Raw genomic sequence first — 14,485 nt, 5'->3', positions numbered from 1 at the left:
CTCGTCCGCGGTCAGCCCGCCACCCTGGGGATACCTCATGGTGTGGGCATAGCGCAGGCCGCGCCGACTGTCAGCAGGGTCCGGCCGGCGGCCAACCGAGCCCGTAACTCCTGCCGTTAATGATCTTTACTACCTAACCGAGAGCACCGGCCTGGCCCGCCGCTTCACCGCCCGCGACGGGCGGGTGCAGGAACGTGCGGCGCTGACCGGAGAGACCTACGAGACCTGGGTGGCCGGCCGGGAGCCGGACACCGGCGAGCCGCGGGGGCGGCTGCGCACCGACGAGCGCGCCGTGCGGTTCGTCGAGGTCGTAGTCAACGGCCCGAAGTCCTGGTCGCTGGCGGCCGCCCTGCACCCCGACGTCGCCGCCGCCTACGACGCGGCGCAGGACCGCGCCGCGACCCAGATCATCGGCTGGCTGGCCGAGCACGCCACCACCCGGGTCGGGCCGCGCGGCGGTCAGGTGCAGGTGTCGGTCGAGGTGCTGGAGGCGGTGACGGTGCGGCACTACACGTCCCGCGCCGGCGATCCGCACCGGCATCTGCACCTGCAGATCGGAGCCCGCGTCTTCGCCGCCGACAGGTGGCGCGGCCTGCACACCGTCGGCGTCCGCGACTTCCTCGCCGCCATCAACGGAATCGGGCACGCCGCGGTCGCGTGCGATCCGCAATTCCGGGCAGCGCTGGCCGCCCACGGCTACACCGTCGATGCGACTGGAGAAATACTGGAGCTCGCCGAGTACGTCGGTCCGTTCAGCGCGCGGGCGGCGCAGATCGCCCGGAATCTGGACCGCTACGAACGCGACTGGATGGCCGCGCACCCCGGCGAACAGGCAGGCCCCGCGTTGCGGCGGGCGTGGGATGCCCGGGCATGGGCCGACGGCCGCCCGGACAAGGTCATCCCCCGCTCGGGCGCCGACCTGATCGCGCGGTGGCGGGCCGAGCTGGCCGCACTGGGCTACCGCGGCCCCGACACCCCGGTCGAGCTGAGGCCCACGCCGGTCGGCGCACTCGACCGCGACCGCGCCGTAGACCGCATCCTGACCCGGCTGGCCGCCGGCCGCTCGGCGTGGAACGCCGCCGACATCCGCGGCGAGGCCGAACAGCTCATCGCCGCGGAGGGTGTCGTGGCCGAGGCCGCGGTGCGCAGCGAGCTGGCCGAGGACCTCACCGCCCGCGCGCTGGCCCGCTGCGTCCCGCTGCTGCAGCGCGACGGGGTACCCGAGCACGTCCGGGCCTGGACCTCGCCGGCGGTGCTCGAGGTCGAAGCTGACCTGACCGCCCGCCTCGCCGCCCGTGGCACGCACCATGGGCTTGGCACCGACCTGCAGCCGGACCTAGCGGCCGACCTGGAGCGGCTGGATGCCGGGCAGGCCGCCACCGCGGCCGCGCTCGCCGGGAACCAGCCGCTGGTCGTGGTAGAGGGCGCGGCCGGCGCCGGCAAGACCACCACCCTCGCCACCACCCGCCACCTCCTCGCGCAACAGGGGCGCGGGCTGCTGGTGGTCACCCCGACGCTCAAAGCGGCCCGGGTCGCCTCCGCCGAGGTCGGCACCGCGACCGGGTCGGCGGCCTGGCTGGCCTTCCAGCACGGCTGGCGCTGGAACGACGACGGCGCCTGGACCCGGCTCACCGCCGGACAGGCCGACCCGGCCACCGGCGCCGTCTACGCCGGGCCGACCCAGGAAGCGCGGCTGCTCCCCGGGGATCTCCTCGTCGTGGACGAGGCCGGCATGCTCGACCAGGACACCGCCCGCACGCTGCTCACCATGGCCGACGAGCGCCGGGTGCGGATTGCACTGCTCGGCGACCGCTCCCAGCTGCCCGCGGTCGGCCGCGGCGGCGTCCTCGACCTCGCCCTCCGCGCCACCGACCCGGCCGCCCACCCGACCCTCGACACGGTGCACCGGTTCCGCCGCACCGACGATGCCGGCCACACGGTGCCCGACACCGAGTACGCCGAGCTGACCCTGGCCATGCGCCGCGGCCAGGACGCGCCGGCGGTCTTCGACGCGTTGTGCGCCCGCGGCCAGATCCGTCTGCACCCCGATCCCGCCGCGCTGCAGGAGACGCTGGCCGCCATTGCCACCACGGCCTACACCGAGGGCCAACAGCTGGCGGTCGTGGTGAACACCCGCGAGCAGGCCGCCGAGCTGAACGCCGCCATCCGGGACCGGCTGGTCGCCGACAGCCGCGTCGACGACACCCGAACGGCGACAACCCGGGCCGGGCAGCGGATCGGCGCCGGAGACCGAATCGCCACCCGCCGCAACGACCGCACCCTAGGCGTGGCCAACCGCGACACCTGGACGGTCACCGCGGTCGGCCCAGACGGCGAGCTGGTTGTCACCCCTGCTGGCACCGCCCCTCGTCACGTCACCCCAGGTGTCACCCCGACCGGCGCAGCCGGCGGGGTGCTGCCCGCCGGCTACGTCACCGCGCACGTCGAGCTGGCCTACGCGACCACCGCGCACGGCGTGCAGGGCGACACCGTTCCCGCGTCTCATGTGGTGATCGGCGAGCACACCGGAGCCGCGGCCGCCTACGTCGGCATGACCCGCGGCCGCACCGCCAACACTGCGCACCTGATCGCCGTCGACCTGGCCGAGGCACGGGAGCATTGGGTTGCCGTGTTCGGCCGCGACCGGGCTGACCTCGGCCCCGGCCACGCCGCCGAGCTGGCCGCCGCCGATGCCGCCCGCTACGCGCAGCCCCGGCCGGCCGACGAAGTCCTGGCCGGGCTGCAGGAGGCGTGGACGGCCGAGCAGCGCTGTTTGGACCGGCTGGCCGTCCTGGAGCCGCTGCGCGACAGTCTGTGCACCGTCGTCGCGCTCGAGGCAGGCCACGCCGACCGGCTCTAGGCGCTGGAGGCGGGCCACCGGCAGGCGGCAGCCGACTCCCAACACGCCCGACAACAGGCTGAGGTCAGCGGTGCGATCTTCACCGCAGAGGCAGACCGGATTCGCGACGCGCTGCTCGCCGGCTGGGACGCCGAGCGGACCGCCGCACGCGAGGCCGCCCGCACCGTGCTGGCCGGTCCAGGCCGGCTCGGGCTGCGGCGGGCCACCGTAGCCCGCGCCGGGCAGCAGCTGATCGACTGGGCCGACCGGTGGCGCCCACATCTACCGGAGCTCCCCGCCGACACCCACCACATCGCGCAGGTCGCCGGCTGGTTCCACGACCGGCCGGCTATATGGGCGGCGGTCGACACCGCCGCCCGCCGCGCCGCCGAAGGCGCACACCCTGAGTACGCCGAGCTTCGCGCGGCCGTCGATGCCGCTCAGCACGCACACGAGCAGGCTCGGCAAGCTCTGGCCGAGGCCCGCCGTCAGCGCGATGAACAGCTCGCCGGCTTCGGTGCCGTGGCCTGGACCCCCGATCCCGCCGGTCGGCTCGCCGACCTCGACCGCAACATCGCCGCCGACCAGCGCGAGCTGGTCGCAGCACGGGCCCGCATCGCCCAGCTGCAGGCCGAACCGACCCTGGCCGCCCAGCCGGCCGACCGGCTCGCCGCAGAGCGGGACGCCTAGCGCATAGCCCACCGCCGGCCGTTCCAGTCGATCCCCCGGCGGTCGGCGCCTGCCGAGGCTGGGATCGGTGGCCCGCAGCTGCGGCACGAGCCCACCAGCAGTCGTGGTGTCGGCCCGTCCCTCGGGCGCTGACCGGGGGGTCTCCAGTAGCGAGACGCAGGCTCGGCAGGAGAAGTACTGGAGGAGGACCGGAGCCCGTCGGAAGAACATGGCCGGTAGCTGTCACCAAACGCCCCGAAGCAACGCCTTCTACAAGCGAAGGCCCACACCAGCCGATCAGATGCGGAGTCCGCCATGCCCCCGCCCGACACCGGCCGCGAGCCCGACCTGCTCACCATCACCGAAGCAGCCGAGCTCGTCCGCGCCCCCGTCGCCACCCTGCGTTACTGGCGACACCTGGGCACCGGGCCGCGCAGCTTCCGCCTCGGCCGCCGCGTCCTGTACCGCGCCGACGACCTCCGCAGCTGGATCGACGCCCAGCACGACGGCCAGGACGCCCCCGGCCGGGGTGTCCGGCGGTGAACCGCCACCACTGGCGCACTCACCAGGGTGCGGGGTGCACTGCCCGCCGGGCCAGTGCACCGCTCCGCGGCCCGCTCGGGCCCTGCTGGAGAACCTCGGAAGGTCACCGGGCCACCCTCGCGGCAGGTGGCCGCTGAACATGGTCCGGATGACCCATGGAGGGGCAATGCCACAGGCGTCCACCGACGGGCACGTGCCCCTTGGCGACTCCGGTCAGCTGCTCACCATCGGCCAGGCTGCCGAGTACCTGAGCACCGGGCAGCGCTTCGTCCGCCGCCTCATCAGCGAGCGGCGGATCCCCTACGTCAAGCTCGGCAAGCACGTGCGCCTCGAGCGTTGCGCGCTGGACGCCTTCGTGGCGGCCGGCCGGGTGCCCTGCCGGTAGGGCGTCGACCGGCGTCCACAGCCGAGTTCCCTGCAGAGCCGAAGGCGGCCAAGGTCGGAGCATGCCAGCAAGCAGCAGCAGCAGAAGGCGTTTCGGTCGCGTTCGCAGGCTGCCCTCCGGCCGGTGGCAGGCCCGCTACCCGGGCCCGGACGGGCGGGACCGGGCAGCACCGAACACGTTCGCCACCAAGACCGACGCGGCACGCTTCCTGGCCGCGGTGGAGGTCGACATGGGTCGCGGCGTGTGGCTCGACCCCTTGCGCAGCGGCGTCACGCTCGGCGAGTACAGCCAGGCGTGGCTGGCCGAGCGGACCGTTCGAGGTCGTCCCCTCGCCGTGCGAACCCGCGAGACCTACCAGCACTCCCTCGACCGCTGGGTGCTCCCCGCGCTCGGAGGCCTGCCGCTAGACCGGATCACCCCGGCCGCGGTGCGGCGGTGGCACGCCGAGACAAGGGCAGCCACCGGCCCGACGGCGACCAGACAGGCCTATGCCCTCCTCCACGCCATCCTGGCCACGGCCGTTGCAGACGACGCGCTCCCCCGGAATCCCTGCCGGATCACGGGTGCGGGCCAAGCCCGCAGTGACGAGCGACCGCTACTGGACGTCGACCAGGTGCAGCACCTCTCCGCGCACATGCCCGAGAACCTCCGGGGCCTCGTCGAACTGGCCTTCTGGGCCCACCTGCGCCTCGGCGAGCTGCTGGCCCTCCGCATCGGCGACATCGATTTGGACGACGGCACCGTAGCCGTGCAGCGGCAGGTCGTGGAGACGGACGGGGGCCCCGTGGAAAGCCCACCGAAGGCGGGCAGCCAGCGCGTCGTCCACCTTCCCCCGCAGGGCGTCTCAGCCCTGGCCGAGCACCTGGGGACCCGCTGCCCGGCGCTGCCGACCGCTCGGCTGTTCGTGCGGAGAGACGGGAGGGCCCTCCGTGCCCACCACGTCCACGCCGCTTGGAGTACGGCCCGGCGAGCAGCCGACCTGCCCGGCGTCCATCTGCACGACCTGCGGCATGCGGGACTCACCCTGGCGGCGCAGAGCGGGGCGACCCTGGCCGAGGTCATGCGACGTGCCGGCCACTCGTCGTCCCGCGCGGCGATGATCTATCAGCACGCGGCAGAGCGGCGCGACGCCGAGGTCGCGGCCCGCCTGGGGCGCCTCGCAGCGGGCACGACCCCGAACCGTACGGGCACGTAGCGGGCACGCGAGCGATCTGCAGCGCCGGACGCCCCTCGGCGGAGCTCCTCGGGTAGCGCAAAACCGCTGCTCAGAGCGGAGGGCGTGGGATTCGAACCCACGATGGGTGTTACCCCATAGCGGTTTTCAAGACCGCCGCCATCGGCCACTAGGCGAGCCCTCCTGGCGGGTCGAGGCTATCCCGCCCGTGGCGGGTCACCGGGATCGACCAGCTCGTCGCGGGGGGCGTCCTGCTCGCGGCGGAAGCGGAGCGACTCGACCAGCACGTAGCCGAACAGGACGCTCCAGGCGAAGGAGAGGAAGGCCTCACCCCACGCGCCGTCGACGAGCTGTCCCACCAGCTGCACCAGGCTGTACGCGAGCGCGCCGGCGGCCAGCACCTGCACGCCCCGGTTGCCGAACCAGGGCGGACGGAACGGAGCGGGAGCCACGGCGCAACGCTAGCCCGGCAGGTCGGGCCTGCCGCAGCAGCGGAGCCGATCCGCCGTCCCCGTGGTGATCACGGGGTCGTCGTCAGCCGCTACTCCGGGAGCTCCCCCGCGCGGACGACGCACGCGCCCCCGAGCGGCTCGACCGCGAACCCGCGCACCTCGAGCACCTCGGCCAGCGCCCGGTTCATCACCTGCTGCACCAGCGCGTCGGCGGCGGCGCCGTGCAGCTGGTCGAGGCTCATCCGGTCGTGCTGCCGCCAGCTGACGACGACGCCGTCCAGGGCTGCCTCGGGGGTCAGGCAGACCCCGCCGAGCTCGCCGTCCGCGCCGGAGGCGTTGTAGAGGAACAGCCCCGCCTCGGCCAGCACCGTCACCACCTCGACGACCAGGCCGGGCAGCGGGTGCTCGTCGTCCATGTCGGCGTCCCAGCCGGCCGGCAGCCGGTCGATCTGCTCGCCGAGGAACGACCACCAGGCGCGGTCCTGCGGGGAGGAGCGGCGGCGCAGCAGGCCGTCGGCCCGGCGGACGCCGTACACGGGCTGGGCACCGGCCGGGGCGTCCTCGAGGTCGTCGAGGGCCCACACGGCCTCGTCGCGGTCGCCGAACGGACCGGCGAGGACGAACCCGGGGCCGTCCTCCTCCTCGGCGACCAGCCACCAGCCCTGGCGGACGACGCCGCCCAGGACCACCTCGTTGAACCGGGTGCCCACGATGCTCACCAGGTCACCAACCTCCCCCGACAACGGGCCGCCACCGGGGAAGGGCGACGGTTCCCGTGCGCCGCCGGAGGACCGGCGGCGGTGACGAGAACGATAGGTGCCGGACGTCGCTCCGCCGGGGGGCGCGCGACGGGCCTCGGCACCCGCGACGCCGAATCGTTGCCAATCGTCCCAACGGCCACGGTGACCCGCCTCGGCGAGCGGCCACATGTCGACCGCCCCGAGCGTGGACGGGCCCGCGGACCGGCCGGTGACCCCGGTGGACGCCCCGCGCGGCCGGCGTGTCAGACCGCGACGGCGGTGACGAACGTGCAGATCCCCTCGCCGTGCTGCGCCCGCTTCCGGAGGCCGATGAGCCCGAGCAACGCCATCTCCACCCGATACGCCAGCCGGGTCGCGCCGGTGTAGAAGGTGTCCCCGCCGCGGGTGACCTCGATGCGGTCGAAGCCGGCCAGCCGCACGTGCTCGGTGAGCATCCAGTCCGGGAGGATCGTGATGTGCCCGGGCTCGTGGTAGTGCCGCGGGCCGAAGATGAACGGCGCGCCGCGGAGGAACATCTTCAGCCGCGAGTGCGGGTGGGTCACGTTCGGGGTGCTGACCAGCAGCTTGTCCCCCGGGCGCAGCAGCGAGCGGATCGAGCGCAGCACCTGCCGCGGGTTCTCCACGTGCTCCAGCGTCTCGACGCACACCACCATGTCGAACGGCCCGCGGGTCTCGTCGGTCCACTCCGGGTCGTCCAGGTCGAGCCGGTGGATCCAGTCGTGCGGCGGGTCCAGGTCGGTGGGGACGATGTCGAAGCCGGCGTGCCGCAGCCGCAGGGCCAGGGCGCCGCACCCGGCACCCACCTCCAGCACCCGGCCGCCGTCCGGCAGCGCCGCGCGCACCAGCTCGACGGCGTACTCGTGCACGCCGGGTGCGGCGTGCACGCTGTGGCCCTCGTAGAAACCGTGCGCTGCCGTCCGCCGGCCACTCTTCTGCTCGACCTCCGCCATCGGGCCAGCCTGGCACAGGCCCCGGTGGTCGAGCCTGGTCAGCGTGTCAGGACGCGGCCGGGAGGGCGGCCTCGGCGAGCAGGTCGACCTGGCCGGGATCGGAGACGGTCGGGTCGAGGATGAGCTCGTCGACGCCGATCTCGGCGAACGCCGCCGCGGCCTCCTGCACGGCCTTCGGTGACCGGTGCGCACTGCCGGCGATCATCTCGGCGGTCTCCCGCCCCATGGGTGCGTAGTAGTCGAGCAGGTAGGCGCGGGACTGCTCCTCGGTGTCCCCGAGAGAGAAGTAGTTGAGCGCGACGAACCGGGGCGAGCCCTCCCGGCCGGCCTCCGCCCACGCGGCGCGGACCCGCCCGAGGAAAGGCGCGACCATCTCGGGCGGGAGGCCCCCCGCCGTCCAGCCGATGCCGTGCTCGACCGTCCGGCGGACAGCCGCCTCGGTGTTGCCGCCCACGAGGATCGGCACCCCGGGGCGGCCGGTCTCCGGCGCCACCGGCCGGGAGCCCTCGACGAGGGCCTCGCCCGCCCAGGCCCGTCGCAGGTCGGCGAGCTGCCGGTCGAACACCTCGCCGCGGCCGGCGAAGTCGCGTCCGGTCAGCGTGTAGTCGGCCTCCCGCCAGCCGACACCCAGGCCGAGCGTCAGCCGCCCGCCGGTCAACTCCTGCACGGTGGCCGCCTGCTTGGCCAACTCGGCGGTGCTGCGCGCGGGCGCGATCAGCACGTTGGGCAGGAACCTGATGCGCTCGGTCACCGCACCGGCGGCGGCGAAGACGGTCAGCTCCTCGTAGGCCGGATAGGAGACCGCGCCGATCGAGGCCAGGCTGGAGAAGCCCGCCGCGTCCGCCCGTCTCGCCCACTCCAGCAGCTGGGCACCCGTGGTGCCGCGGACGCTGTTCGGAACGCCGATGCCGATCTCCATGCCGGTCTCCTCCTAGGACGTGCTCGACCAACCACTCCACTGCTGGACCGTGACGACGAGCAGCGGCCCGGTCGGGGGCTCCTCCCGGTATCGGGGGTGCCGCTGCGCGAGCGCGGCGAGGCCGGGGTGCGTGGCCGGGGGCTCGTCGACCACCGCGGCCGTGCCGTCCACCCGCACCCACCACAGGCGCGACCAGTCGTCCTCGTAGTGGTCGACGAGCAGGGCACAACGGGGCTCGCCCCGGACGTTCGTCAGCCGCTGCAGGTGCGTCGAGCGCTTGGGTTTGGCGTCGACCGCCGAGTAGACGGTGCCGTCGACGAGAGCGAACACCACGGGGACCAGGTGCGGCGCGCCGTCCGGACGGACGGTCGCCAGACGGGCGACTGCGCTGGAGGCGAAGCGCCTGCGCAGTTCGGCCGTCCGCACCCGGCAGTCCTACCAGGGACGGCGGTCCTCGAGGAACCCGTGACTGCGCAGGTGCGGTCGACGACGACTGCTCACTCGGCGGCGGGCACGGCCTCCTCTGCCCGCTCCACCGGGCGGCCCACCACGCCGTGCAGGTGGCAGGCGGCGAGCTGCCCCGGCGCGCCGACCGGCTGCAGCGCCGGGTCGACGTCCGGACAGGGCTCGAAGGCGTACGGGCAGCGGGTGCGGAACCGGCACCCGCTGGGGACGGCGGCCGGCGAGGGGACGTCGCCGCGCAGCACGATCCGCTGCCGAGTCCGCTCCAGCGACGGGTGCGGCACGGGCACCGCCGAGAGCAGCGCCTGGGTGTACGGCATCTGGGGGTCCGAGCCGACCGCCGACGCCGGACCCACCTCGACGACCCGCCCCAGGTACATCACCGCGATCCGGTCGGAGACGTACCGGACGGCGGACAGGTCGTGCGAGATGAACAGCAGCGTGAGCCCGAGCTGCCGCTGCAGCCGGCGCAGCAGGTTGAGCACCTGGGCCTGGACGCTGACGTCCAGCGACGCGATCGCCTCGTCGCAGACCAGGAAGTCCGGCTCCCCGGCCAGCGCCCGGGCGATGCCGACCCGCTGCCGCTGCCCGCCGGAGAACTCGTGCGGGTAGCGGTCGGCCACCGCCGGGTCCAGGCCGACCAGCTCCAGCAGCTCGGCGACCCGCTCGGCGCGCTCCCGCCGTCCCGACCGCAGGCCGTGCACCTCCAGCGGCTCGGACACCGTCTGCCGCACGGTGCGGCGCGGGTCGAGCGAGGCGAAGGGGTCCTGGAAGACCATCCCCGCCCGCCGGCGCAGCGCCCGCAGCGCGCGGCGGTCCAGCCCGGTGACGTCGGTGCCGTCGAAGGTCACCGTCCCGCCGGTCGGCTCGACCAGCCGCAGCAGCGCGTTGCCCAGCGTCGACTTGCCGCAGCCGGACTCGCCGACGAGTCCGAGCGTCTCGCCACGCCGGATGTCGAGGTCCACGCCGTCGACCGCGCGCAGCACGCCGGTCGCCCGCCGCAGCGCGCCACCGGCGCGGACCGGGAAGTGCACCTCCAGCCCCCGCGCGGAGACGAGGACGTCGGACGCAGGGACCTGGGAGGCGGGGACGTCGGAGGCAGGGACCCCCGCAGCGTGTGCCGTCGGCCTCTGCGGCAGGTCGGTCATCGTGGGCTCCCCTCCTCGCACCACGTCGCCGCCCGGTGCGGCAGGGTCCCGCCGGAGGTCCCCACCACCGCCAGCGGCGGCTGCTCCGTCTCACAGCGCGGGTCCGACCGCACCGGGCAGCGCGGCCAGAACACGCAGCCCGGCGGCAGGTCGGTCGGCGCCGGCGGCACCCCGGGCACGGTCGCGAGCTCGCCGTCGCCGACCTGCGCCAGGTCGGGCAGCGCGCCGAGCAGGCCGCGCGTGTACGGATGCGCCGGCCGCTCCAGGACGTCGTCCACCGTGCCGTCCTCCACGCAGCGCCCGCCGTACATGACCAGCACCCGGTCGGCGATGCCGGCGACGACGCCGAGGTCGTGGGTGATCCAGATGACCCCGGTGCCGTGCTCGCTCTGCAGCTCCGCCACCAGGTCGAGGATCTGCGCCTGCACGGTGACGTCGAGGGCCGTGGTGGCCTCGTCGGCGATGAGCAGCGCGGGGTTGTTGCTCAGCGCGATCGCGATGACCACCCGCTGGCGCATGCCGCCCGAGAGCTCGTGCGGGTAGCGGTCCAGCGCGCGCTGCGGGTCGGGCAGGCCCACCTCGGCCAGCAGCCCGGCCGCCTGCTCCCGCGCCGCGGCCTTGGACACCTCGCCGTGCGCGCGGATCCCCTCGACCAACTGCCGGCCGATGGTGAGGACCGGGTTCAGCGAGGTCATCGGGTCCTGGAAGACCATCCCGACGCCAGGGCCGCGCACCTCCCGCAGCCGCTCGGGCGACATGGTGAGCAGGTCCTCGCCGTCCAGCCGCGCGGAGCCGGTCACCGTCGCCACCCGGGCGGGCAGCAGCCCGAGCAGGGCCAGGACCGAGACGCTCTTGCCGCTGCCGGACTCCCCGACGACGGCGACGGTCTCACCGCGCCCGACGGTGTAGCTCAGCCCGTTGACGACCTCGGCCGGACCGCGCGGCGTGCGCAGCCGCACCCGGAGGTCCTCCACCTCCAGCAGGGGGGCGCTCACCGCCCGCTCCCGGCCATGAGGGTCCGCTGTCGCGGGTCGAGGACGTCCCGCAGCCCGTCGCCGAGCAGGTTGAAGCAGAGCACGGTCAGGAAGATCGCCATCCCCGGGAAGAAGGCCAGCCACCAGGCCAGGTCGATGAAGCCGCGCCCCTCGGCCAGCATCAGCCCCCACGACGGGTTCGGCGGCTGGGTGCCCAGCCCGAGGAAGGACAGCGCCGCCTCGGCCAGGACTGCGAAGGCCAGGCTGATCGAGGTCTGCACGATGATCGGCGGCGCCGCGTTGGGCAGCACGTGCCGGGTGAGCAGCCGCCAGTCCGAGGCACCGACCGACCGCGACGCCCGGACGTACACGTCCTCGCGCACGCCGAGCACGCTGGCGCGGGTGACCCGGGCGAAGACCGGGACGTAGACGATCCCGATGGCCAGGGCGGTGTTGCCGGCACCCGGACCGCGGACGGCGAGCACCGCGATGGCCAGCAGCACCGCCGGGAACGCGAACAGGATGTCCATGAACCGCATGAGGACGTCGTCGACCCAGCGGCCGTAGTAGCCGGCCAGCAGGCCGATGAGGGCGCCGACGACCAGTGCGAAGGTGACCGCGAGGAAACCCACCCGCAGCGAGACCGCCGCCCCCAGGATGACCCGGCTGAGGATGTCCCGGCCGAGGTCGTCGGTGCCGAACGGGTGAGCCAGGCTCGGCGGCTGCAGGCGGTCCTCGACCGCGATCTCGTTCGGGCCGGTGGGGGCGATGGCCTCGTCGAAGACGGCCGTGAGGACGATGAGCAGCAGGACCGTCCCGGCCACCGCCGCGGTGGGGTTGCGGGCGAGCAGGACGAGGGTCTGCCGCCAGCGCGGCTGCGGGGGCCGGGCCGTGGAGGGGACGCCCTCCTCGGTGGCGGTCGGTGAGGCTGCCGGCTCGGGCAGCGGTGCGCCGGTCATCGCAGCAGGACTCGGCTGTGTGTCATCGCAGCAGGACTCGGCTGGTGAGTCATCGCAGCAGGCCTCGGCTGTGTGTCATCGTCGGATCCGCGGGTCGATGGCGGTGTAGAGCAGGTCCACCACCAGGTTGATCAGCAGGAACACCACGGCGAACAGCAGGATCGCCCCCTGCAGGACCGGGTAGTCGCGGGACTGGACCGCCTGCAGGGCGAGCTGGCCGAGCCCCGGCCAGGCGAAGACGATCTCCACCACGACCACGCCGGACAGCAGGTAGGCCAGCTGCACGCCGGTGACGGTGACCAGCGGCAGCAGCGCGTTGCGCAGCACGTGCCAGGTGAAGACCTGCCGGCCGGGCAGCCCCTTCGCCTGCGCCGTCCGGACGTGGTCGGCACCGAGGGCCTCCAGCACGCTGGACCGCACGAACCGGGTGATCACCGAGCCGGACACCACCCCGGTGACCACCGCCGGCAGGAGCAGCCGCTGCGCCCAGCCGCCCGGGTCCTCGGTCAGCGGGACGTAGCCGCCCGAGGGCAGCCAGCCCAGCGTCCCGGCGAACACCAGGATGAGCACGATCGCCATCCAGAACTCCGGCACGGAGATGCCGATCTGGCTGAGCACCGTGGCGACCCGGTCGACGACCGACCGCGGTCGCAGCGCCGACAGGGTCCCCAGCGGGACGGCGATCAGCAGCGCCACCAGGATCGAGGCGAACGCCAGGGTGAGCGTCGCGGGCAGCCGCTCGCCGATCAGCGAGGTGACCGTCTCCCCGCTGCGGAAGCTGACCCCGAGGTCCCCGGTGAGCGCCCGGCCCGCCCAGGTGACGTACTGCTGCACCAGTGGCTGGTCCAGCCCGGACCGTGCGAGGAGCGCGTCGTAGGTCTCCTGGTCGAACCGGGTGCCGAGGGCCAGCCGGATCGGGTCGCCCGGCACCAGCTGGACCAGGCCGAAGACGATGACGCTCACCCCCGCCAGGACGACGAGCGACTGGCCGACCCGGCGGAGGAGGTAGCCGGTCAGGGCAGCTCCACGGTCTCGAAGTTGATCGCCTTGTCCGCCCGGATCCGGTAGCCCGACAGGCCGGGCGCCCAGGCCTGCACCACGTCGGGGTTGTAGAGGTACAGGTACGAGACGTCGTCGACGACGATCTGCGCGGCCTGGTCGTAGATCTGCTTGCGGGCCGCCTCGTCGGTCTCCGTCGCCCCGGCCTGCAGCAGCTGGTCGACCTGCGGGTTGCTGTAGCCCTGGTAGTTGTTCGGCCCGTCGGTCTGGTGCTGCTCCTGGTAGTAGGCCGCCGGGTCGAGGTTGCCGAGCCAGCCCAGGTAGAAGGCGTCGAAGTCGCCCTGGCCCTGGCGGTCCAGCCAGGTGGCGAAGTCCAGGGTCTCGATCTCCACGTTGATGCCGATCGGCTCGAGCTGGCTGGCGATCACCTGGGCGGCGGTCACCGTCTCCGGGAACTCGTCGGTGACCATCAGGCCCATCGTCAGCGGCGTCTGCACGCCGGCCTGCTCCAGCAGCTGACGGGCCTGGTCGGGGTCGGGCTGGAACGGCGCGTAGTCGTAGTGGAAGAAGCTGTCCTCGGGGATGGCCGTCTGGTTCGGCTGGGCCGCCCCGAACCAGGCCGCCTCGGCCACCGCCTCGCGGTCGATGGCGTAGGAGATCGCGCGCCGCACGTCGCGGTTGTCGAACGGCGGCCGCGCGTAGTTCATGGACATGTACCAGTAGTCGACGCTGGGCGTCGTCTGGAGCTCGACGGTGTCGTCGCCCTGCAGCGACTCGATCTGCTGCGGCGGGACGTTGTCGGTCCACTGCACCTCGCCGTTCTGCAGCGCGGTGAGCGCCGCGGCCGGCTCCGTGATGTAGCGGAACTCGACCCCGTCGACGCTCGGCGCCCCGCCCCAGTGGTCCTCGTAGGCGGTCAGCACGGTGCTGCTGGCGTCGGAGCTCTCCAGCTGGAAGGGGCCGGTGCCGTTGGCCTCGGTGGTCAGGTCGAGGTCCTCCGCGGCGTTCTCCGGCAGGATCGCCATCCCCTTGAAGGCACCGATCCGCTCCAGCAGGTTCGGCGTCGGCTGGCTGAGCCGGATCACCACGGTCTGCGGGTCCGGCGCCTCGACCGCGGCGACGTTGGCGAACCGGAACGAGTTGCTCAGCTGCTCGTCGATGATCCGCCGGTAGGAGTAGACGACGTCGGCCGAGTCGAACTCGCTGCCGTCGTGGAAGGTCACGCCGTCCCGCAGCGCGAACGTCCAGGTC

The 14,485-nt window shown here is 73.8% G+C and carries 13 protein-coding genes, 1 tRNA gene and 1 pseudogene; 4 read left to right on the top strand and 11 right to left on the bottom strand.

Annotation, left to right across the window (positions count from 1 at the left end; translation table 11 throughout):
- The first annotated feature begins 67 nt into the window (after positions 1 to 67).
- The 4 genes and pseudogenes from mobF to CNO22_RS20170 all read left to right on the top strand — a co-directional run bounded on the left by mobF (position 68) and on the right by CNO22_RS20170 (position 5,631).
- Positions 68 to 3,661 (top strand): annotated as a pseudogene (gene mobF, locus CNO22_RS20185) (MobF family relaxase).
- 162 nt (positions 3,662 to 3,823) lie between these two features.
- Positions 3,824 to 4,051, top strand: a complete 228-nt coding sequence (locus CNO22_RS20180) for a helix-turn-helix transcriptional regulator (protein WP_100501055.1) — start codon at positions 3,824 to 3,826, stop codon at positions 4,049 to 4,051.
- A 166-nt stretch (positions 4,052 to 4,217) separates the two neighbouring features.
- A complete protein-coding gene (locus CNO22_RS20175) occupies positions 4,218 to 4,436 on the top strand; it encodes a helix-turn-helix domain-containing protein (RefSeq protein WP_198588464.1) in 219 nt (72 codons plus the stop codon).
- 61 nt (positions 4,437 to 4,497) lie between these two features.
- Entirely contained in the window at positions 4,498 to 5,631 is a 1,134-nt protein-coding gene (locus CNO22_RS20170; RefSeq protein ID WP_100501054.1) for a site-specific integrase, read from the top strand.
- Positions 5,632 to 5,707: 76 nt separating this feature from the next.
- Here the strand turns inward: CNO22_RS20170 and CNO22_RS20165 are convergent.
- The 11 genes from CNO22_RS20165 to CNO22_RS20115 form a co-directional block, all read right to left on the bottom strand.
- Positions 5,708 to 5,794: transfer RNA gene (locus CNO22_RS20165), tRNA-Ser, on the bottom strand.
- 13 nt (positions 5,795 to 5,807) lie between these two features.
- Positions 5,808 to 6,062: a hypothetical protein gene (locus CNO22_RS20160; RefSeq protein ID WP_100501053.1), complete on the bottom strand. Its 255-nt coding sequence runs from the start codon at positions 6,060 to 6,062 to the stop codon at positions 5,808 to 5,810.
- An 89-nt stretch (positions 6,063 to 6,151) separates the two neighbouring features.
- Positions 6,152 to 6,781: a hypothetical protein gene (locus CNO22_RS20155; RefSeq protein ID WP_100501052.1), complete on the bottom strand. Its 630-nt coding sequence runs from the start codon at positions 6,779 to 6,781 to the stop codon at positions 6,152 to 6,154.
- A 284-nt stretch (positions 6,782 to 7,065) separates the two neighbouring features.
- Positions 7,066 to 7,773 carry a class I SAM-dependent methyltransferase gene (locus tag CNO22_RS20150; RefSeq protein ID WP_100501051.1) on the bottom strand — a complete coding sequence of 236 codons (708 nt, stop codon included), beginning with the start codon at positions 7,771 to 7,773 and terminating at the stop codon, positions 7,066 to 7,068.
- A 46-nt stretch (positions 7,774 to 7,819) separates the two neighbouring features.
- The gene (locus CNO22_RS20145; RefSeq protein ID WP_100501050.1) at positions 7,820 to 8,692 is read right to left on the bottom strand and encodes an LLM class flavin-dependent oxidoreductase; all 873 of its coding nucleotides are present in this window, start codon (positions 8,690 to 8,692) and stop codon (positions 7,820 to 7,822) included.
- Between the two features lie 12 nt (positions 8,693 to 8,704).
- Positions 8,705 to 9,118: a TIGR03668 family PPOX class F420-dependent oxidoreductase gene (locus CNO22_RS20140; protein ID WP_100501049.1), complete on the bottom strand. Its 414-nt coding sequence runs from the start codon at positions 9,116 to 9,118 to the stop codon at positions 8,705 to 8,707.
- A 71-nt stretch (positions 9,119 to 9,189) separates the two neighbouring features.
- Positions 9,190 to 10,302: an ABC transporter ATP-binding protein gene (locus tag CNO22_RS20135; protein WP_100501048.1), complete on the bottom strand. Its 1,113-nt coding sequence runs from the start codon at positions 10,300 to 10,302 to the stop codon at positions 9,190 to 9,192.
- A complete protein-coding gene (locus tag CNO22_RS20130) occupies positions 10,299 to 11,297 on the bottom strand; it encodes an ABC transporter ATP-binding protein (RefSeq protein ID WP_100501047.1) in 999 nt (332 codons plus the stop codon). The genes CNO22_RS20135 and CNO22_RS20130 overlap by 4 nt, the downstream gene beginning before the upstream one ends.
- A complete protein-coding gene (locus CNO22_RS20125; protein ID WP_100501046.1) occupies positions 11,294 to 12,235 on the bottom strand; it encodes an ABC transporter permease in 942 nt (313 codons plus the stop codon). The genes CNO22_RS20130 and CNO22_RS20125 overlap by 4 nt, the downstream gene beginning before the upstream one ends.
- A 75-nt stretch (positions 12,236 to 12,310) precedes the next feature.
- A complete protein-coding gene (locus CNO22_RS20120; RefSeq protein WP_100501056.1) occupies positions 12,311 to 13,252 on the bottom strand; it encodes an ABC transporter permease in 942 nt (313 codons plus the stop codon).
- The coding region (locus CNO22_RS20115; protein WP_100501045.1) for an ABC transporter substrate-binding protein at positions 13,249 to 14,485 on the bottom strand (1,237 nt) is incomplete at its 5' end. The genes CNO22_RS20115 and CNO22_RS20120, both read right to left, overlap by 4 nt.

It is taken from the genome of Geodermatophilus chilensis (genome assembly GCF_002802985.1).
Classification (GTDB): Bacteria; Actinomycetota; Actinomycetes; order Mycobacteriales; family Geodermatophilaceae; genus Geodermatophilus; species Geodermatophilus chilensis.
Note: the sequence above shows the minus strand (reverse complement) of the source record. Positions and strands in the feature narration are given on the sequence as shown.

Excerpts from the sequence above, each read along its gene's own strand:
- CNO22_RS20135 (WP_100501048.1), bottom strand. The coding sequence starts at position 10,302 with ATGACCGACCTGCCGCAGAGGCCGACGGCACACGCTGCGGGGGTCCCT.
- CNO22_RS20150 (WP_100501051.1), bottom strand. The coding sequence starts at position 7,773 with ATGGCGGAGGTCGAGCAGAAGAGTGGCCGGCGGACGGCAGCGCACGGT.
- CNO22_RS20145 (WP_100501050.1), bottom strand. The coding sequence starts at position 8,692 with ATGGAGATCGGCATCGGCGTTCCGAACAGCGTCCGCGGCACCACGGGT.
- CNO22_RS20180 (WP_100501055.1), top strand. The coding sequence starts at position 3,824 with ATGCCCCCGCCCGACACCGGCCGCGAGCCCGACCTGCTCACCATCACC.
- CNO22_RS20175 (WP_198588464.1), top strand. The coding sequence starts at position 4,218 with ATGCCACAGGCGTCCACCGACGGGCACGTGCCCCTTGGCGACTCCGGT.
- CNO22_RS20170 (WP_100501054.1), top strand. The coding sequence starts at position 4,498 with ATGCCAGCAAGCAGCAGCAGCAGAAGGCGTTTCGGTCGCGTTCGCAGG.
- CNO22_RS20125 (WP_100501046.1), bottom strand. The coding sequence starts at position 12,235 with ATGACCGGCGCACCGCTGCCCGAGCCGGCAGCCTCACCGACCGCCACC.